The organism is Cylindrospermum sp. FACHB-282 (assembly GCF_014697195.1).
In the GTDB taxonomy this organism is placed as follows: Bacteria; Cyanobacteriota; Cyanobacteriia; order Cyanobacteriales; family Nostocaceae; genus Cylindrospermum.
In genome coordinates, this window is sequence record NZ_JACJRJ010000001.1 from 33,905 (window position 1) to 54,518 (window position 20,614).

Below are 20,614 nucleotides of genomic sequence, written 5' to 3' on the forward strand. Positions count from 1 at the left end.
CAGGATTTTTTTTAATTATTAATCTATAAAATGCTGGGATACTGGAGGATGAGCGAGAGAAAAGCCGCGCCGTATGGGTTTTATAGCAGCTAACTCCACCCGAAAACTTACTTTGTCGCTGCTAGAACTACTCGTTGCTGTTAAAGTCCAGTTACCAGGGCGCAAGTGCCAAAAGAAAGAATTAGCTGACTGTGTAGCTAATTTTTCACCATTTAACCACCACTCTACAGCCGTTGCAGATGTTCCTGCTAGCTTGAATTCTAATTTTTGTTTCGCTGTTTCACCGGGATACAGCAAAAATAAATCGCCATTATGGGGAGATAAAATCCGCAGATTCCCAGCAGCAAAACTTGATTGTTGCTGTCTTGCTAGCCATTCATTATACTCTGATGGCAATTGGAAATGGTGCTGATTTCCGTAAGCAAGTTTGTCTTCTGGGTAGAAATATTCTTGCACGACAGAGGTACAATCTGATGTTGGTTTTAACCCAGAAATTGCACAAATTGGTAGTTGTACTAAACCCTTTGGAGATAGAAAATCTGCTGGTTCCTGATGTTCATGCAGATGTAACATGATTCGATTCCACAAAGGCGCTGCACCTGTAACTCCAGAAACCTGGCGCATTGGTTCGCCGTTGAAATTACCTACCCAAGTAGCAACGGTGTAATTGCTAGAAAAGCCAACTGTCCAAGTATCACGAAAATTGGAGGAAGTCCCAGTTTTAACAGCAGTGGGAAAGGGTAAATTTAAAACAGAGTCTACACCAAAGGAGGTGGCACGGGCGTGGCGATCACTTAACATATCAGTAATTAATTGCCATGTCTGTGAATTTTGGATTTTAGATTTTAGATTTTGGATTGGGGAATCGGAAAAAGCCGTTACTAGCTGCGTCGCCTCTCCCTGTCGTGCCATAGTGACATAAGCCCTTGCTAGTTCCCATAAACTGACTTCACCACTACCGAGAGTTAAGCCCAAACCATAATATTCTGGAGTTTGATTTAGGTGTTCAAACCCTAATTGATGCAGACGTTCCAGGAAAGTCTGCACACCTACCTTTTCTAACACTTTTACCGCTGGTACATTCAAGGAATTAGCCAAAGCAACTCGCACCCGCACAGGGCCGAGAAAGCTTTCTGTATAATCTGTTGGACTATAAAGTTTCGCACCGGGAATGGCATAGTGAGAAGGCACATCTGCCAAAATGGTATTCGGGCGAATCACACCTTTTTCTAAAGCTAATTCATATACAAAAGGCTTGAGGGTAGAACCTGGTTGACGCAGCGCCTGTACTCCATCATTTCGCCCTAATTTAACTTCATTAAAATAATCAGGGGAACCGACATAAGCTAAAACCTCCCCGGTGTGATTGTCAATTACCAACGCCGCCGCATCATGGACATTGTTAGCAGCGAGTGAAGAAATTACTTGCTGTACCTGTGCTTCCACAAACTGCTGCAAAGGACGATCTATGGTTGTTTGAATTCTGGTAGATTCTATTTCCCCTCTTTGCTTGGGAGGCGGGGTTCTTTGATCTGCTAGCCAAAACAAAAAGTGAGGTGCTGCAATAATTCCCTTTTGACGGGATTGAAATACTACTTTTTCTGTATATATGCGTTCTGCTGTTGGGCGAGTAATATGCCCATCTAATACCATTTGATTGAGTACATATTTCTGTCTTTTTTTCAACCGTTCCCAATGTTCGTAAGGGTTAAAATATGTGGGATTATTGGGAATAGCGGCGAGGAGACTTGCTTGGGCGAGATTCAAATCACTGGCTGATATAGAAAAATAAGTCTGGGCGGCTGCTTCCACACCATAGATATTTCCTCCCATTGGTAGACGATTAACATAAGCGGAAAGGATTTGATTTTTATTCATCCCCGCAGTTAACCGCCAAGATAGCCAAATCTCTTGCAATTTACCTGATAAAGTGCGGGAAACGGGATCTAACATCCGCGCTAACTGCATGGTAATTGTGGAAGCACCGGAAACAATTTTTTTGGCGTGAATGGCTTCTCTGATGGCGCGGATAACTGCTTTTGTATCCAACGCCCCATGATGATAAAAGCTGCCGTCTTCAGCGGCGATAATAGCATTGATAAATTGGGGGGAAATCTGCTTTAATGGGACTATGGCGGTATGCTCTTGATCGCGGGTGAGCAATGTGCCTAGTGGTAAACCGTGGCGATCGCTAAATTGCATCGCTAACTGAGTTTGGGCAATGTCTGCGGCGTGAATGGGTGCAAAGTAAGGCAGCGATCGCACCACAAGGCACAGCAGCAGTACAGCGATGACAGCTTTACCCGTTTTGCTGAGTTGACGCTGAATTCGGATTAACATCTGCCAAACTAACTTCATCAGCGAATCCTCAGCCCCAGATAACTTACCTTCCCTTAATAATTCAGCAGATGTAAATTAGTTTTGGGAAAAAATCAATACTTCTTAATAGTTAAAAACTATATAGCGAGCCAAAAGATCCCCGACTTCTTCAAGAAGTCGGGGATCTGAGCCTTTCGGTATTTGCAAATCAAAGAGTATTGGTATAGGACTATTATTTAATGTTTGAAAAAGACACTCCGGTTTTGACAACAACTTATTAATCAGCAAGTTGACTTTATTACTCATTTAAAACCTATTGACTGATAATTTTGGACTTTAGATTGTATATTTGATTTCCGTCTAAAATCCAAAAGCAGTTGTTTACAGCAGTTTTCATCTATTTGAACCACATTTGTCGTAGGGGTACAGCATTGCTGTGCCCCTACCGCGTGATCTATAGTACAAGTACTATCCCGTAAAACAGCGCGTATGGATGCGCTCATTTTGTATTAAAAAGTGCTAAGTAAGTAGGCATGATTGGATATCATCAGCGATGGCGATTGCTACTCTTCGAGAAGGCTCCGCCAACGTCGTTTTTCCTCGCAATGACAAGTGTAGATTATATTTATTTAAGCCCACCTACTTGTATTACGCTTCCTTAATAAACCGCAAAGGATGCACGCGCGCAGCGATGCCCAAAGGGCTGTAGAGCGCAAAGAAGAGAATAGAATAAGTAAAGTAATATTTTGAGTAATAATTATTTGGCATTACTATAGAATATGAAGATGAAAAATTTTATCCAATTACTATTTGTTTGCACCCTTGTATTAGCATTGGCGGGTTGTAATTTCGTTGGTATTAATCCAGGTAAAGAAAAATTACCAGCAGTTTCTCAACTCACACCGCCAAATTTACCAGACTGGATTGAACAAATTAGTCCCTTAGGAGACGCGAAACCTCTAAATCAAATTCGCATCAGGTTTAAAGAGGCTTTAATTCCTGTTGAAACTTTGGACAGTCAAGAACAACAGCACTTATTATCTAAAATTACACTTTGGCCGCCTTTACCTGGTAGCTTTAGATTTTTAACACCGCGCATGGTGGGATTTCAAGCTGATAAAGCTTTGCCAAAAGCCACCAGATTTCAAGTGACTCTCAAATCAGGTTTATCAGATTTAAAAAATCACCGCTTAGATAAAGATTTAGCTTGGACTTTCAATACTGAATCTATCGCCTTGACTAATTTGCCAGGTGTGAACCCAATTGAAAAAGGCGATATTGAACCGATTGATTTACAGCCAAAGTTGCAATTTAACTCAAATTTAGAACTAGATTTAGCTTCAGTGCAAGAGCATTTACAGCTAATTTCAGAAGACAAAAAACAAGTTGTGCGGTTTAAGGTTGAATTAGCCAAAGAAGAAAAACTAGAAACTGAAGATCCTTTAGAAAAACTTGACCCTTCCGCCCGCAATTGGATTTATGATCTCATCCCTCAGCGAAACCTTGAAAAGGCTACCCGTTATCGCTTAGAATTTTCTCCGGGGATACTACCTGCTTATGGCAATCTCCCTAGTGAAAAGGAGTTTGTCACTAAGTTAACAACTTATTCTCCTTTAGCATTTCAGAAAATTAACTATTATGGACAGCCAGATGCAGGGGGAACCTATGGCAGATTTCTTAAAGGTAGTCCTCAGCTAGAATTTAATAATATCTTGGTGGCAGATTCAGCTAGAGAAAATATCAAAATTAATCCTGCACCAAAAGCAATTTCCCGAACTATTCAAATTAACGACGAAGATAGAATTGTCACTATTAATCCTTATGCTTTAGAACCAGATAAAACTTATACAATTACTATTGGTGGTTATCTTAAAGATAAGTTTGGGCAGACTTTGGGTAAACCTTTCACTCTCAAGTATGACACTGGCGATTTAGCAGGGGATATTTGGGCACCAGCAGAGTTAAATATTTTCCCCACGGGTAAAGATTTACAGCTAAATATTAATACCGTAAATCTGCCAGAAGCAAAATACAAAGCAGCTTATCGAGTAGTGCAGCCGACAGATTTAGTTTATTTCAGAAATGGTAATGATTTATTACCAAAAACCGCTGAATGGCAAAGCTTCAAGGTATCAGGTAAGAAAAATCAATCTGTTGATATAACTATTCCCCTACGAGAAAAAATTGGCGCTGCTACGGGAATGCTAGCTTATGGAGTGCAAGCACGCACTAATAAATATCAGGAGAATGGTAAGGAACTGTGGCGAGAATCTACGACTTATGGCTTAGTTGAATTAACGAATTTGGGCGTATTTACTCAGTGGTTTCCAGAGTCGGGATTAATTCGCGTTAATCATCTCGCTGATGGTTCATCGGTGAAAGCTGCTGCTATCGAAATATATCAATCAAAATTAGATGCAAAATCCCGCCCTCAACCTTTACCTTGCGCTACAGGTAAAACTGATGAAAATGGACTTTTTAGAGTTCAGAGTCAGGATTTACAGCAATGTTTTGCAGATAAACAAAGGTTTGTAAAACCACCAGAGTTGTTAGTAATTGCCCGTGAAGATAAAGATTGGGCATTTGCTAGAACTGAGGAATATAGTGGTGTTTATGGTTATGGTATTGATGCAGGTTGGCAAGATAGTAAGCCGGAATCGCGAGGGGTAATTTTTTCAGATAGACAGTTATATCAGCCAGGTGAAAAAGCTTGGTTAACTGGTTTTGCTGACTATTTAGAAAATGGCGAAATTAATCAAGATAACAATGCAGTTTATCAAGTAACTTTGGTAAATCCCGATGGACAAAAAACAGATTTAGGTACGCAAACTACAAATGAGTTTGGTACGTTTTCTCTAGAGTTACCAATCAAGACTAGTCAACGGTTAGGTTACTATAATATCCAAGCGAAGGGGAAGGATGGGAAAGAGATTTCGGGAAAATTTCGAGTAGCTGAGTTTAAACCGCCTAATTTTAAAGTTGAACTCAATTTAGATAAAAAATTTGCTCTGATTGATGAAAAGGTTGAGGTGAAAGCAGCAAGTAATTATTTATTTGGTGCGCCTGTGGAAGGGGGAGAAGCAAAATATTTTATTACGCGTCAGCAGGCTAATTTTATTCCTAAAGATTGGGAGGAATTTAATTTTGGTAGACAATGGTTTTGGCCAGAAGAAAGTCCGGCGATTCCTGCTGATGTGTTGCAAACTAATACCCAGCTAGATGCTAATGGTAAAAGTAGTCAAACTGTAACGGTGGCTAAAGATTTACCTTATCCGATGACTTACCGGGTGGATGTGCAAGTTGCAGATGTTTCTAATCTGTCTGTGGCGAATTCTCAAACTTTTACAGCTTTACCGAGTAATCGTCTGATTGGGTTAAAAAGTAATTTTGTGGCTGATGCGGGGAAAGCTTTTCCTGTTGAGGTTATTGTAACTGAACCGACAGGGAAAGTTTTAGAGGGACAACGGGTGCGTCTGGAATTACAACAGATGAAATATAGCAGCGTTACCCAGTCGGTAGAAGGTAGCCAAACGCCGAAAAATCAAGTTGAATATAAGACGGTTTCCCAAACAGAAATCACATCTGCTAGTAATCCACAATCGGTAAATTTGACTCCAACTGAATCGGGTTCTTACCGCATCAGGGCTAATTTTAGAGATGGAAAAGGCGAATTAACCGCTACAGATTTACAAATTTGGGCTACTGGAGAAAATCCTGTGTTTTGGGGTTCGACAGAAAAAGATGTTTTGGAAGTTAAGCTGGATAAAAAAGAGTTTAAACCTGGTGAAACTGCAACGGTATTAATTCAATCTCCTTATCCCGAAGCAGAGTTATATTTTGCGGTAATTAAAGATAAAACTCTCTATCAACAAATTGTTAAAGTTAAGGGAGGCGCACCACAAATTCAGTTTCAAGTTACGCCGGAAATGTTGCCAAATGCAGCGGTGGAAGCTGTTTTAGTTCGGCAAGGTAAACCAATTAATCAGGTGGAAGCTGGTAATTTAGATAATTTGGTACGCATTGGTTTTGCACCTTTTAAAGTTAATTTGGCTGATAAGTATTTGAAAGTGCAAGTTAACCCGGTTCTTGCTTCTCTGGAACCTGGTGCTGAAGAAACTGTTCAACTGGAATTAAAAGACAGTCAGGGAAATCCCGCCAAAGGACAGTTTACAGTTATGGTGGTGAATGAGGCGGTGTTACAACTTTCTGGTTATCGTCCGCCAAATTTGGTAGATACTGTATATGCTGAACAGCCTATATCTACGCGCTTTAATGATAATCGCCGGGATGTGAGATTAAGAAAACCAACTTTAGCTTTTGCTAAAGGTTGGGGTTATGGTGGTGGGTTGTCAAATGCTGCTGCAAATACTCGTACTCGTAAAGATTTCCAAGCTTTAGCTTATTACAATGGTTCGGTGATAACTGATGCTGAGGGTAAGGCGATAGTTACCTTTAAATTACCAGATGATTTAACTACATGGCGGGTGATGGCTGTGGCTACTGATGGAAATCTGCGTTTTGGTAATGGGGAAACGACTTTTATCACGACAAAGCCACTTTTAACTAACGCTATTTTGCCACAGTTCGCTCGGATTGGCGATCGCATTCTCGCAGGTTTATCAGTCACCAACAACACTGGTACTACCGGAAATTTGGCAATTAATGGCGAACTTAGCGGTAATCTGAAGTTTGCTGAAAATAACCCCACATCTGCAACCTTGCAAACCAAAGTGGAAACCGCAACTCAAGCTTATCGCTTTCCCATGGTGGCGGGTAATGTGGGAGTTAGTCAAGTTCGCTTCACCACTCAGCTAAATAATACCGCCGCTGATGCTTTTGAAGTACCTTTAGAAATTAAGCCGCTGGAAATTACAGAACAAGTTGTAGAAACTGGTGTAACCGAAAAGCAGGTAAAGATACCACTGAATGTTAACAAAAATGTCTTAACAGAAGCGGGAGGTTTAGATATTCAACTAGCCAGTACCTTAATTCCCGAAATTAAAGCACCTGCAAAACAGGTTTTAGGAGATGAAGATTTACCATTTACAGAACCTGCTGCAAGTCAATTGTTGATTGCTGCTAATCTGCAAACTCTAGGAAAACAATATAGTCAGACATTTGCTGAATTTAATCCTCAAAATCAAGCAAAGCTAGCAATTGAAGAATTGCAAAAACTCCAAATCGCTGATAATGGTTTTGCAAGTTTCCCAGGGCAAGAAAAATCTGACCCTTGGGTTTCTACCTACGCAGCGGAATCTCTAGCTAAAGCTAATCAGATGTTTCCTGGTTTAGTGAATTCGGGAATGCTAACTCGTCTCAAGTCTTATTTGCAAACGGTTCTCGCAAATCCAGGACAATACGACTATTGCAAACAAAAACTTTGTAAAAATCAACTGCAACTCAATGCCTTAATAGCTTTAGCAGAATTGGGAGACAAACGCAATAGCTTTCTTTCAGATATTTATCAACAGCGGGAAGCTTTTGATGTAGTCACCCAAATAAAACTAGCGAGATATTTATCTCAGTTTCCCGAATGGCAAGATGAAGCGCAAATTATGCGAGTTCAGTTGCAAAAGAATATCTATGAAACTGGACGCACAGCAGTTGTGAATTTACCTTCTAGCTGGGGATGGATGAGTTCAAATACTGCAACGCAGTCGCAAGCTTTACGGTTATTTATTGCCCAAGAAGCTAAACCAGAAATTATTGATAAGTTATTGCAAAGTCTTCTGGCACTCCGCCGCAATGGCACATGGCAAAATAGTTATAATAACGCCCAAGCCCTCACAGCTTTGGTGGAATATAGCCAACTACAACTCACACCGCCTAATTTTGTCGCTTCAGTAAAATTAGCTGGGAAAAAGTTAGGAGAAAACCGTTTTGATGGTTACAAAAATTCTAGCTTGGGATTAAATATGCCGATGAATAAATTACCCCGTGGGAGTCATGATTTACTGCTGCAAAAATCTGGTAAAGGTACTTTGCATTATTTAGTGGCTTATAAATATCGCTTGCAAGGTAATCAATCAGGGCGGTTTAACGGTTTACGGATAACACGAGAAATTAGCAAAGTCGGCGAAGAAAAGATATTGCAAAAAGCAGGAATCTATGCTAAGAATGATCCCTTAACTTTACAACCAGGACAAGTATTTGATATAGGTTTGGAAGTCATTGCTGATCATCCTGTGGAACATTTGGTAATTACAGATCCCCTACCCGCAGGATTTGAAGCGGTGGATGAGAGTTTTCAAACCTCTACACCTGCATTGCTCCCCAAAGCCGACAATTGGCAACTTGGCTTTAAAACAATATATCGCGATCGCATTTTAGCCTATGCCGATCACCTCGAACCAGGAGTTTATAGCCTCCATTACTTGGTGCGTTCCGTTACACCCGGTACATTCCTCTGGCCTGGTGCCCAAGTACATCTGCAATATGCACCAGAAGAATTTGGACGTACTGGTGATTCAACATTAGTACTAGAAGAGAGTAAGTCGTAGGGTGCGTTCCCAACGCACCGTTTTCGAGATTAGTATTTCGGCTCCCTTTAATGTTAAACAAGGGCGTCCAACCACCATTTTTAATAAAGCGGTATTTGATCAGGTGCGCTCCAGCTTTACTTTTATCCGTCGTTGAGTTCTTTGGGATCTGTTATCGCTTTCAGCGGTAAGCAAATCGTAAAAGTTGCCCCTTGATTGGCTGTGCTGCTGGCTGTGATGCTACCATGATGAGCTTCTAAAATCCGCTTGGCGATCGCCAATCCCAGTCCGTTACCATTACCTTGACGGGAGGGATTTGTGGTATAAAACTGCTCAAAAATCCGGGGTAAATCATTTTCACTGATACCCGGCCCTTGGTCTTTAATAGTTATAACTGCTAGTTTCCCCTCATTGTACCCAGAAATAAAAACCTGAGAATTGGGTACAGAGTGTTTGATTGCATTGTCCAACACATTTAAAATAGCCTGTAACAGCCGCTCCGGATCGCCCTGTAGCACTATATCAACTACATTTACTCGCGCAGATATGCCGATTGCTTGCATTCTGGGTTCCATTGCACCAACAGCACGGTTAATCAGACCAAGCAATGAGATGGGTTGTTGTTCCAGTTGAGACACACCCGCTTCCAAGCGTCCTAAATCGAGCAAGTCATGAATCAGTCGTGATAAGCGTTTAATCTCGTTCTCAATAGTTTGGAAAAAGCGATCGCGCAATTCTGGTTCTTCATAAGCTCCACTTCTCAATGCATCTACCGTTACCTGAACATTGCTGATGGGTGTGCGGAGTTCGTGAGATACATTTGCTAAAAAAACCCGTCGCTCTTGATCAAGGGAAGCCAACCTTTCACTCATCCGGTTTAGCTCTGTTGCTAACTGATCTAACTCATTGTTTTCATGAATATCCAGCTTATCGCCAAAATGACCACTACCCAAGCGAATCGCAAAGTTTCCCATAGTTTCAATTGGTTTTGAAAGACTGCGAGCAAAACGAGTGCTAATCAGCGCACATAGCAAGATTGTGAGTGATAGCGTTCCCAACACACTCCAAATCACTTTAGTAAACTGATTCTGAACCTGATTCAGAGTCACAGACATTCGCAATACACCCAGTAGTTGACCATTACGCACAATTGGTCTAGCAACATAGAGGCGATCTTCGTTTGATAAAACTCCTTTGGCAAAACCTCGTTGCGGACGATTTTGCAAAGCTGCCGACATACCAGTAACCTGGTACCAGTCTGTGACCTTTTTATCTCCATTTGGGTCAGAAGTGGCTAGCAGAAGACCTTGTTGATTAAAAATGCGGAGAGTGACATTTTGTGGCGCACCATACCGCTGCACCAGCACCTGTACTTTCTGTAGATTATTTTCTGCTAACGCATCTCCTGCACTCTGGCTTAAGGCATTTGTCCAGTTATCCAAATCCATTTGTCTTGTTCTCATGAAGTAGGCATGGAATGACAACAGGATGTAACCTACCATCAAGGAAGTTCCTAAGGTTATCAGTAGCAGATATGTGGCTAACAGCTTGGCATGAATGGTATTCGATTTTATACTTGGTAACCAGCCCATGATTTAGACTAATCCCCAGAACGACGGCGCAACACTGCTTTTACTCGTGCCAGCAGTTCACGGGTGTTAAATGGCTTGGTGACATAATCATCTGCTCCTGCTTCCAAGCCCCAAATTTTATCAATATCCTGATCTTTGGCTGTTAGCATGACGATAGGAACATCTGAAAACGCCCGAATTCGCCAACAAACTTCCATCCCGCTAACCTCCGGTAGCATTAGGTCGAGCAAAATTACATCCGGCACTTCTTTGTGGAACTGTTTGATGGCACTATGCCCGTCTGCTGCCGTTGTCACTGTATAGCCTTCTTTTTGCAGCGTGTAAGTAAGGCTCTCGCGTAAGGATACTTCGTCATCCACCAGTAAGACGTGCGGCATTTTACAACATTAGTACTAACTATTAATTTTAGCCTGTCAAGAAGTTGCTTTTCTGGCATCCATCTCAGGATACAAATGACTTGAAGAACTTGCAAAAAGGCGAAAAAGGCGATCGCTTAAATTTTTCCTCAATGCGTGAAGTCACTAGAGTTTAGGCAATTAAGGTTCAGGCGCAGCACAGACAGTTGACTTGCGGCGAAAAACATGGTATGCACGGGTGCATTAGCGGGGAGTGGTGTCTATGTCAGTAATAATGACGCGGGCTGAATAACTGAATTAAACTGTAGATAATATCAAGCAATTCTTGCTAAAAGCTACACTTACGTAAATTTAATGGCATTGTTAAATATATATATCTAAAATCTAATCCTCTTATATTAAACGCAAGATATGTCAGTGCATCAACCTAGTTTTGGGGAGACCGCCTTGATTATTGGTGTTCACAACCAAGAAAACCACGATTTACAATTAAATCCTGCGCCTGTGGGTGCTCTAGCTACCAGACAAGGAACTATTTCTCAGTTTCTCGCTCCTCTCACTCAGGATACTTTTAAGCAGGTCGTTCAGGAAGTTGAGCAAAAATTACAGATTGTCCATCAAACCCTGTCAATGTTGGATTCTCAGGGATTTGACACAATTTTGCAAGAAATGCTGCATTCCATTACCTTGAAAATCGGGGAACTACTGGGGGCAGACCGCACGACAATATTTTTGTTGGATGAAGAAAAACAAGAACTCTGGTCTATTTTGGCTGAGGGAGAAGGTAATCGCTCTCTAGAAATTCGCGTTCCTGCCAATAAAGGGATTGCGGGTGAAGTCTCGACTTTTAAGTATGTAATCAATATCCCCTTTGATTTTTATAACGATCCACGTTCTGTATTTGCACGGGAACAAGAAAAAAGAACTGGCTACCGCACCTACACAATGTTGGCTTTGCCGCTGTTGACTGAACAGGGAAAATTAGTCGCGGTAGTGCAATTATTGAATAAATTAAAACCCGTAAATTATCCAGATGCTCCACTTTCAGAGCGCATTGATACCAGGGGCTTTACTAGCGCTGATGAGGATTTATTTCAAGAATTTGCTCCTTCGATTCGACTGATTTTAGAGTCGTCTCGCTCCTTTTATGTCGCTACCCAAAAACAAAGAGCGGTAGCGGCGCTGATGAAGGCGATTAAGTCCCTGAGTCAAAGTAGTCTTGATTTAGAAGATACTCTGAAGCGGGTGATGGATGAGGCGAAGGAACTGATGAACGCCGATCGCAGTACACTATGGTTGATAGATCGCGATCGCCATGAGTTGTGGACGAAAATTCCCCAAGACGGGGGAAGCGCCAAGGAGTTGCGAGTACCAATAGGTAAAGGTTTTGCCGGCATAGTCGCTGCATCTGGCAAAAAGCTGAATATTCCCTTCGACTTGTATGACCATCCAGACTCTGATACTGCTAAACAAATTGACCAGCAAAATGGTTATCGCACCTGTAATTTACTTTGTATGCCAGTATTTAACACCGATCAAGAATTGATTGGCGTTACCCAGTTAGTCAATAAAAAGAAATTAGGCGATTTTCCAGCTTATAATCCGGCTGACTGGCCCAATGCTCCCGAACTCTTTCAAGCGAGTTTTGACCGCAATGATGAAGAGTTTATGGAAGCTTTTAATATTCAAGCGGGAGTAGCTTTGCAAAATGCCCAGTTGTTCGCCAAAGTCAAGCAACAAGAACAAATGCAGCGGGACATTCTCCGGAGTCTTTCTGATGGTGTAATTTCTACTGATAAAGCTGGACTGATTATCACTGCTAATGAAAGCGCCAAGTCCTTGCTAGGTCTAAATCAAGAACACCGTTTAGAAGGTCAATTAATTAGTGATGTCATTAGCCTCAAAGAAGGAGATTTTACGAAGTGGTTTAGAGATGCTTTGTGTAGGGAAGATTCAAAAAACTCTCGGCAATATTACCCTGATCGCGGACTCGTGACTACTGGCACTGAACAGCACAGCATCAATTTATCATTGAACACAATGGCTGATGTTAGTGAACAAGAGCAGGTGTCTGGGGTGCTGGTGGTGATGGAAGATATCAGCGATGAGAAGCGCCTCAAAAGTACCATGTACCGCTATATGACCCAGGAATTAGCGGAAGAACTGCTGAAACTGGATGATGCGAAATTGGGAGGCGATCGCAAAGAAGTTTCTATTTTATTCTCTGATATCCGTGGCTACACCTCTTTAACAGAGAATTTGGAAGCTGAAGAAGTGGTGAGTATGCTCAACGATTATTTTGAATCAATGGTAGAGGCAGTCTTTAAGCATAAAGGCACTCTAGACAAATATATCGGCGATGCCATCATGGCTGTGTTTGGTTCCCCCCTAGCCTTAGAAGAACACGCCTGGATGGCGGTGCAAACATCTCTAGAAATGCGCGATCGCTTAGTCGAATTTAATCACCGTCGCCACGCAGCTAATAAGCCGATGATTAGCATCGGCATTGGTATCAATTCTGATACTGTGATTAGTGGCAATATTGGCTCTAGCAAGCGGATGGAATTTACCGCCATTGGCGATGGTGTTAATCTTGGCTCCCGACTAGAAAGCATTACTAAACAGTATGGTTGCGATATCGTTCTTAGTGATAATACATATCAACCCTGTCAAAATAATATTTGGGCTAGGGAACTAGATTACATTCGCGTCAAAGGCAGAAATGAACCATTAGCCATCTACGAATTATTGGGTTTACGTTCTGACCCCATTAGTAGCGCCAAACTGCAAGTAATTGAGCATTATCACAAAGGGCGGGAATATTATCTCAACCGTCAGTTTACATCTGCCAATGCTGAGTTCGCCAAAGTCTTAGCAATTGAATGTCATGACAAAGCCGCTATGTTATATCTGCGCCGATGTCAACATTGGTTACAGTCACCCCCATCAGATGCAGATTGGGATGAGGGCGTCTGGACATTTAAAGAAAAATAAGTTTTCTAAAATTACCACCCTGATGGGAAGCCAAAACGGTTAAAACTGTGACTGTAAAAATGCAGCCTTCCAAAACCAAGAAATTGGCCATGAGACTTTTCACCTGTGGGAAAAGCCGTAACTCCAAATAGATAAATACCCTCAAAAGAGGGATTTTGCCACGGTTTCAGAGCAATTGTGATGGTCTTACCTGGAGGAACTGGCTCTTCAAATCTTAAAGATACTGTTCGCGTTTTTTGGTTGCTAGTCGCATCTTTTAGTTTTACCCTCTGCTGTTTGCCGGAGCGATTTCCTTCAAAAGCAAAACTGTTGTGGAGGTCATAGCGAATATCGTCTACTCCTTCACGCTGGTTAATCGTTATTCTTTGCAAGGGTTCCCCTGCATCTTCTGGCAAGGTGACAGTAAAATAGTATGTCGCACCCCATACTCTAACATCATTGAAAGTAGTCGCTGTCTCCACCAAGCGCGGGGGATGGACAAAGTATACCGTGCCATCTTGAAACTGAATTGCGTCAGCATTTCCCCCAATCACTGAGATAGCAATTAATGTTGTGCTGAATAAACGTGCAAGGCGCATTCAAATTCTAAAATTTAATCTCTGGTTTAATTATCATTAAAAAAATAAATAAATTTGTTTTTGTTATAATTTCGCAATCAAACTTAATAACATCAAAAATAACTGTGATGCGATCGCTTGGATTGTTAAGGATAATTGATTTCTATTGTCAAATTAACTTCTGTAGTTAAAACTAAAAAGACAACACCAGCAATTATTCCTATGAACGCTATTTCTTCCAACATTGAATTTAAGCGCCCAACTTGGCAAACCGCCATTATGTTGACTTTGGGCTTCTGGCTGAGTGCTAGCCTAGTTTTAGATTGGGTAATTATGCCTAGTCTTTACCTCTCTGGCATGATGAACCAAGCTGGTTTTAGTACAGCAGGCTATGTGATTTTTTGGAATTTTAATCGCATGGAGTTATTATCTGCTGCTGTAGTATTGACTAGCGTGCTGGCTTTGAACAAAACTCAATCTCAATGGCGTCAGCGCGGTATTGCTCTATCTGTACTATTGCTCGCTGTATCTTTACTTAATACTTATTTTTTCACTCCGCAAATGTGCGCGGTAGGCATTCAACTCAATGTATTTGAAGCTGCTGCGACAATTCCCGCGACAATGAATTTACTACACGGCGGTTATTGGTTACTAGAAGCCGTGAAGTTGGTAGCTGGTGGTATGCTTTTTAGCTGGTGCTGGCGGCAAGCTTAAGCTAAGTGCGGATTATTGGCAAATGAAATGTATAGGTTGTAGTTGCGTTGTCTTTTTCCAAGCGCAACTACGAGGATGAAAGTTAAGGCGTTGGTTCAGAATCGGGTTCAGCCTCATTGCTCGGTAACAGCAGGCGAATTGAGAGGATGGCAAATCCTACAGCAGCGATCGCTTTTAATAAGCGAGTGGGTAATAATTCCGCTACTGCTCCCCCGGCTAAGGCGCCCAAAAAGCTGGTTAACAGCAGTGCCCCCGCTGTACCGAAAAACACAGCCTTCTGAGATTGACTCCGACCAGAAAGTGCGATCGCCGCTAACTGACTTTTGTCACCTAATTCTGAGAGAAAAACTGTAATAAAGCTCAGTCCTAAAAGATGCCAGTCCATAATTAAATTTCTCTATAGTTAATTACTCGTAAATACATCCCAAAATAGCATCAGAGAAATCAGCAGCAACATGACGCCTGCTGATTTTTCTACTGTTTTTGGGCTAAGTCGGTTAGCAATCCAACCACCCAAAAGTACGCCTAATAAGCTGGTGGTTATCAATGCAGCCCCAGAACCGATAAACACCACCCACGGTGCATGAGATTCTGCACTCATTAACAAAGTGGAGAGTTGAGTTTTATCACCTATTTCTGCAAGAAAAATCGTAATAAAGGTTGTGCCGAAAACTACCGCTGCTGATTCCTGTTTTTTGGGACTATTGACAACTACAGATGTCCGTGGCTCAATGATTGAGACTATTTCTAAAGAAGGCTTTTCTTCTAGGGATACTGCCTGTGCAGTCATTAGGAGAGAATCGTGGCTATCTGTTGGTTCTGGCTGGTTTTCAGTCTCAGATATGCCAGAAGAGCTTCTAGGTGCAGAGTCAAGTTTCACAGGCAGTAGTTATAGGGCTAGGTTGTTTTCATATTCTTCTCATTTTCTCAGATGTTTGTCATAAATTGCAACTGTTCAGGCTAAATTGCTGAAATATATAGCTTTATATACCAACAGCTTGGTCAAAACGCAGCATTTCCAAACTGCGATCGCCATATACTCCTTCTATTTGCTCACGACAGCAGTCTATGGCAAAATCGTTGAGTTCTTCTGGCTCAATCCCATACATATCCTGAAACGCTTCTACCTCCACACGGCAGAAACGCGGACGATGGTCATAGATGCGGCATTCTCGCGTAGTATGGTTAAAATTAACGCACCATCCCCCTTCACCCACCATACTGAGGTACAGTTCCAGTTCTGCTGGTGAGAGATACTCATCTAAGTCTGGACGCTCTGCTGGATCAAGATGACAGCAGGCTCCACATTGCTTTATACATTGCCAAGTTGCCATTGTTAAAACCTCTGCTGAAAACCTTATCCTGAAGCTATTTTACTTTTTTATGATTTTTTTATAATTTTGTTAAGTAAATTAAATGCTGTAGTCCGTCGCCAGATATGATCTATTGCGGGTTTGGCAACAGAGCTATTAAATTTTTTAAGACACTTGGGAGGATAAGAAGAAAAATGCTTGACACTTTATTTAACACCTTAGCCGGGATCAATTGGGAAGTTGTTTTCCAGCTGCTTTCTATAGCGCTAATCGTAATTGCTGGCCCAGCGGTAATTTTTGTGCTGGCATTTCGCAACGGCAACCTTTAAGAGTTCTGAGTGCTGAGTCCTGTTAGCGTAGCGGGGCATAGCTATTACTGAGTCAAAGAAAATTTCTTAATCCGCGACTCATAACTCAGCACTCATAACTCAGAATTCAGCACTGATAAAGCCTGAAGGGCAGCTTGGATAATACCGTCATACAGTGGTTGAGATAAATCAACCCTTTTGGCGTCTTGACGATTGACGCCCAGTAAGCCGATTGTATCTCCTGGCTGCATGACTAAAACTTTGCCTTCAGGATTTTTAATTCTTAACTCTGACCCAATACTGTTTTGATAGACACCGCAAGTATATTGACGCTGCTTGTGCTCAAAGGTAGCGCGTAGCGGTGTTGGTGGCGAGGTAAATATGTGAGACAAACTTGGGAGTCTGACGCCGATTAACTCCATTTCAATAGTGGTGTTGCCATTAAAGTCATTTTCTCGGAGTTTGTAAGCGATATCTACTCGCGGCGGTAGGGGGAAGTAGTCGCGCCAACGCCAGGCGATCGCTTTAATTTTATATTGCTGATGCTCAACGGTTTGGGCCAGGGTAAGTTTAATGTGACCTTTACCAACGATTGATTGCTCTAAAACTTGGACATTGGGTGTCCAGAATACGGGATCGGGGTTGTCAATACCGCAGGGATGGAGAGCGTTTAGCTGTTGATAAAGCTGATGATTGATTTCGTGGAGATTCGCTTGAGCATCAATTTTCAGGAGTGGTTTGAGGTGTTGGGGTTCTAGACATTGGTTAGCAAACTCACTCAAACGCGATCGCAAAGCGAGCAAATTCTCTGCTGGGAAAGAAAATCCCCCCGCGGCTTTGTGTCCGCCAAACTTACCGAGCAAATCATGACAATATTCCAAAGCTGAAAACACATTAAACTCAGGAATTCCCCGCGCTGAACCGCGAATATGTTTTTCATCCTCATAAGTACCGATGAACACAGGCACACCGTAGCGTTCCACCAACCGAGAAGCGACAATACCAATAACGCCGTGGTGCCAATTGGGTTGGACTACAACTAATACTCGGTCGAATTGCAGAGATGTGGCATATAAATCTTCTACAAATGCGATCGCTTGTTGCTCAATTTCCTCACACATTTTTTGGCGACTGAGGTTTATTTGTTCGCACTGCATTGCTCTCTCCAGTGCTATCCCCATATCATCAGTAGTCAGCAACTCAATTACCGTCTGGGGATTCCCAATCCGACCAATAGCATTAATGCGCGGCCCCAGACGAAAACCAATATCTTCCGGTTTCAACGTTTTGGCATTTTGGTTTTGGGAAGATTGTCCTCCTTCTCCCTCTCTCCTAGCCTGCACTCCAGCTATTTGAATCAACGCCTGTACCCCAGGTAACTGAGATTTAGGTAAATGCTTCAAACCACGCTTTACCCAGCGACGGTTTACACCAATTAAAGGAGCTAAATCGGCGATCGTTCCCAATGTAAACAATGCTAACATCGGCTGAATCAATCCCTTAGTTTCCCCTAACTGTTGTGCTAAAGATACCGCCAGGATATAGGCAACACCAACACCAGCCACACCCCGATAAGGTGAAGATTCGGCGATTAATTTGGGGTTGAGGATAGCGTTAGCTGGGGGCAATTTTTGGGGGATATCGTGGTGGTCGGTGATAATGACCTTTAGACCAAGTTCTCTAGCTCTAGCAACTGGTTCAAATGCAGATATACCATTATCTACAGTGAGAATTATGCCTATACCTTCGCTGTGGAATTCTTCCACAATGCGTTTGTTAATGCCGTAGCCTTCATGCATCCGACTGGGGATAGCGTAATCGACCTGAGCACCTAAAGTGCCCAGACTCCGCAGCAGTAATGCAGTACTAGTCATACCATCTGCATCATAGTCTCCGCAGATGGCAATTTTCTCTTGACTAGCGATCGCATTTTGCAACAACTCAATACTCATCGCCAAGTCTGGGAATTCTTCTAACGGCGAAGGTAAAACTAAAGATTCTGGATCTAAAAATGCTTGTGCTTGTTCTGGTGTTTCAATACCGCGATTAATCAGCAACTGGCTGACAATCGGTGAGAGATTTGTCAAAATAGCCAGATGTTGGGCAAATTCTGTTTTCTGTGGGTATATTTGCCAGCGCTGATTAGGTAAGCGTCGAGAAGGTTTGGCGATTTCAGTTACAGGTCTGTCTAGCACTAATAAATGGGTAATTAAGAAAAAGGTAATTGCTAATATCCTAATAGATATTCTGGCAGTAGAGGACGTTAGATGAAACCGATTTACAGATAAATAGACAACAGTAGAGATTAAGCAAGAATTGTCTTTGCATTGTGTTTGAATCGATAGTATACGATACTATTAGCCTAAATTTTGGGTAATTAATTTAGTTCTATTACTTAGATTTATCACAAATCAGTAAACCAAAGGATAAAATAAAAACAAATCAACAAAAGGCAGTCTTTATGACAACCCAAATCAGTGAAATTAAATCCCCCACTGAACTGGTAATCTCTTGGGAAGCCTTACCCGATGATTTTCAGTTAGAGGATGAACCAGTGGAAAATACAGGACAGCCAATTTTGGCTGGTGCTTTGCGAGAAAGCTTAGAAATTGCAGGTTTCATTCAACCTCAGATGTTAATAGCCTCGAATTTTGGTCTGTGTGCAACATTAGACGGTCAATTTGTCGTTAAAGCACCTGATTGGCTGTATGTGCCCTCGGTTAAGGAGATTTTAGACGAACGCAGAAGCTACACACCTAATTTAGAAGGGGATGTTCCGGCTGTAGTGATAGAATTTTTATCCAACACTGAAGGTGGAGAATATTCTGTTAAGCCAACTCATCCACTAGGAAAATGGTTTTTCTACGAGCAAATTTTGCAGGTTCCCATTTATGTAATTTTCGATCCTGATGGTGGGTTATTAGAATATTATCAACTGGAAAACGGACACTACAAGTTAAAGCAAGCAGACGAAAATGGTCGCCATTGGATTGATTCAATGGGTTTATTTTTGGGCACTTGGAGAGGAGCAAAAGAAGCCCGGACTGGTTATTGGTTACGGTGGTGGGATGAGGCAGGTAATTTGTTACCTTGGTCTGTAGAACGGATTGAACAAGAAAGCCAACGTGCTGAACAAGAAAGCCAACGTGCTGAACAAGAAAGCCAACGTGCTGAACAGGAAAGCCAACGTGCTGAACAGGAAAGCCAACGTGCTGAACAGGAACGGCAGGAAAAAGAAAGGCTAATAGCTTATTTAAAATCTCAGGGCATCGACCCCAATAATTTGCCCACAGGAATGCCTTAGCTTGAAATTCTCCCCACCTGATTATACCTCCGGCTCCCGTAAGGGATAGGTTGTAGCTTGCTTCTGCGAAGCCGTAGGTGGGGTTAATTAACGGATTTCCCATAACTCACAACACATTTACACGACCATCGTTGAGAATGTAGATAGAGCGATCGCCTGGATTGCTACGACCAGGACGGATTTCTACGCGCAATGTGCCAAAGTTGGGTTTAGAAACAATTGCTTTGAGTGGCCACCCTTTGTCATTCCAGAAGATAACAGAAAGATTCGGCTGCAAACTATCTCCCTGGGCCAATTGTAATTCCTGTCCAGGTTCCAAGTTAATTGGCTGCGTTCCTGGTGATTTCTCCAGTTTTACTAAATTAGAAGTGCGGTTTACAACTTCCAAGCGGATGTATTGACCAGGTGTAAACTGAAGTGGACGTGGGCCACACTGAGAAGCGCAAGTCCCAGCCAGTGTAAGGTTAGAGTCATTGGTTGAGGTCAACAACAAGGCTGTAGCGATTAATGTTGCAGATATTAACTTAGACATGGAACTACATTTGTAATTTTGTAGATTTTAATACCTAAAGTTAACACTATATATAGTACATTGACTATTCCTTTAGTAAAGAATAATACTCTAGTGTTAGAGTAGATCCGTTGCAGCGTGTTGAAGTCAAAAAGATCGGTCAAAAA

At 42.0% G+C, this 20,614-nt stretch carries 14 protein-coding genes; 5 read left to right on the forward strand and 9 right to left on the reverse strand.

What is annotated here, in order from left to right; translation table 11 throughout:
- Positions 1 to 18: 18 nt before the first annotated feature.
- The gene (gene pbpC / locus H6G32_RS00165; protein WP_190453084.1) at positions 19 to 2,358 is read right to left on the reverse strand and encodes a penicillin-binding protein 1C; all 2,340 of its coding nucleotides are present in this window, start codon (positions 2,356 to 2,358) and stop codon (positions 19 to 21) included.
- Between the two features lie 740 nt (positions 2,359 to 3,098).
- Here pbpC and H6G32_RS00170 point away from each other — a divergent pair.
- Complete coding sequence (locus H6G32_RS00170; protein WP_190453087.1) at positions 3,099 to 8,819, forward strand: alpha-2-macroglobulin family protein; 5,721 nt, start codon at positions 3,099 to 3,101, stop codon at positions 8,817 to 8,819.
- 122 nt (positions 8,820 to 8,941) lie between these two features.
- Here H6G32_RS00170 and H6G32_RS00175 read toward each other — a convergent pair whose 3' ends face one another.
- Both H6G32_RS00175 and H6G32_RS00180 read right to left on the reverse strand, forming a co-directional pair.
- Positions 8,942 to 10,390 (reverse strand): sensor histidine kinase, encoded by a 1,449-nt coding sequence (locus H6G32_RS00175; RefSeq protein ID WP_190453089.1) that lies wholly within the window; start codon positions 10,388 to 10,390, stop codon positions 8,942 to 8,944.
- Positions 10,391 to 10,398: 8 nt separating this feature from the next.
- Positions 10,399 to 10,767, reverse strand: coding sequence for a response regulator transcription factor (locus tag H6G32_RS00180; RefSeq protein ID WP_015206230.1), 369 nt, complete (start codon positions 10,765 to 10,767; stop codon positions 10,399 to 10,401).
- Between the two features lie 390 nt (positions 10,768 to 11,157).
- Between H6G32_RS00180 and H6G32_RS00185 the strand changes: the two genes are divergently transcribed.
- Positions 11,158 to 13,740, forward strand: a complete 2,583-nt coding sequence (locus H6G32_RS00185) for an adenylate/guanylate cyclase domain-containing protein (RefSeq protein WP_190453092.1) — start codon at positions 11,158 to 11,160, stop codon at positions 13,738 to 13,740.
- Positions 13,741 to 13,751: 11 nt separating this feature from the next.
- On the opposite strand, the gene H6G32_RS00190 is transcribed toward H6G32_RS00185, so the two are convergent.
- The gene (locus H6G32_RS00190) at positions 13,752 to 14,318 is read right to left on the reverse strand and encodes a DUF2808 domain-containing protein (RefSeq protein WP_190453094.1); all 567 of its coding nucleotides are present in this window, start codon (positions 14,316 to 14,318) and stop codon (positions 13,752 to 13,754) included.
- 201 nt (positions 14,319 to 14,519) lie between these two features.
- On the opposite strand from H6G32_RS00190, the gene H6G32_RS00195 reads away from it, so the two are divergent.
- Positions 14,520 to 15,011: a hypothetical protein gene (locus H6G32_RS00195; protein WP_190453097.1), complete on the forward strand. Its 492-nt coding sequence runs from the start codon at positions 14,520 to 14,522 to the stop codon at positions 15,009 to 15,011.
- Between the two features lie 82 nt (positions 15,012 to 15,093).
- Here the strand turns inward: H6G32_RS00195 and H6G32_RS00200 are convergent, their stop codons facing one another.
- The 3 genes from H6G32_RS00200 to H6G32_RS00210 form a co-directional block, all read right to left on the reverse strand.
- Complete coding sequence (locus H6G32_RS00200) at positions 15,094 to 15,396, reverse strand: TMEM165/GDT1 family protein (protein ID WP_190453099.1); 303 nt, start codon at positions 15,394 to 15,396, stop codon at positions 15,094 to 15,096.
- A gap of 18 nt (positions 15,397 to 15,414) precedes the next feature.
- Positions 15,415 to 15,891: a TMEM165/GDT1 family protein gene (locus tag H6G32_RS00205; protein WP_190453102.1), complete on the reverse strand. Its 477-nt coding sequence runs from the start codon at positions 15,889 to 15,891 to the stop codon at positions 15,415 to 15,417.
- 103 nt (positions 15,892 to 15,994) lie between these two features.
- Positions 15,995 to 16,345, reverse strand: a complete 351-nt coding sequence (locus tag H6G32_RS00210; protein ID WP_190453105.1) for a YkgJ family cysteine cluster protein — start codon at positions 16,343 to 16,345, stop codon at positions 15,995 to 15,997.
- Between the two features lie 173 nt (positions 16,346 to 16,518).
- On the opposite strand from H6G32_RS00210, the gene psb30 reads away from it, so the two are divergent.
- Positions 16,519 to 16,653 carry a photosystem II reaction center protein Ycf12/Psb30 gene (gene psb30, locus H6G32_RS00215; RefSeq protein ID WP_190453108.1) on the forward strand — a complete coding sequence of 45 codons (135 nt, stop codon included), beginning with the start codon at positions 16,519 to 16,521 and terminating at the stop codon, positions 16,651 to 16,653.
- Positions 16,654 to 16,745: 92 nt separating this feature from the next.
- Here psb30 and recJ read toward each other — a convergent pair whose 3' ends face one another.
- The gene (gene recJ / locus H6G32_RS00220) at positions 16,746 to 18,827 is read right to left on the reverse strand and encodes a single-stranded-DNA-specific exonuclease RecJ (protein WP_190453111.1); all 2,082 of its coding nucleotides are present in this window, start codon (positions 18,825 to 18,827) and stop codon (positions 16,746 to 16,748) included.
- A gap of 266 nt (positions 18,828 to 19,093) precedes the next feature.
- Here recJ and H6G32_RS00225 point away from each other — a divergent pair, with 266 nt between their 5' ends.
- Positions 19,094 to 19,936: a Uma2 family endonuclease gene (locus tag H6G32_RS00225; protein ID WP_190453113.1), complete on the forward strand. Its 843-nt coding sequence runs from the start codon at positions 19,094 to 19,096 to the stop codon at positions 19,934 to 19,936.
- Between the two features lie 106 nt (positions 19,937 to 20,042).
- Here the strand turns inward: H6G32_RS00225 and H6G32_RS00230 are convergent, their stop codons facing one another.
- A complete protein-coding gene (locus H6G32_RS00230) occupies positions 20,043 to 20,468 on the reverse strand; it encodes a hypothetical protein (RefSeq protein WP_190453116.1) in 426 nt (141 codons plus the stop codon).
- Positions 20,469 to 20,614: the final 146 nt, after the last annotated feature.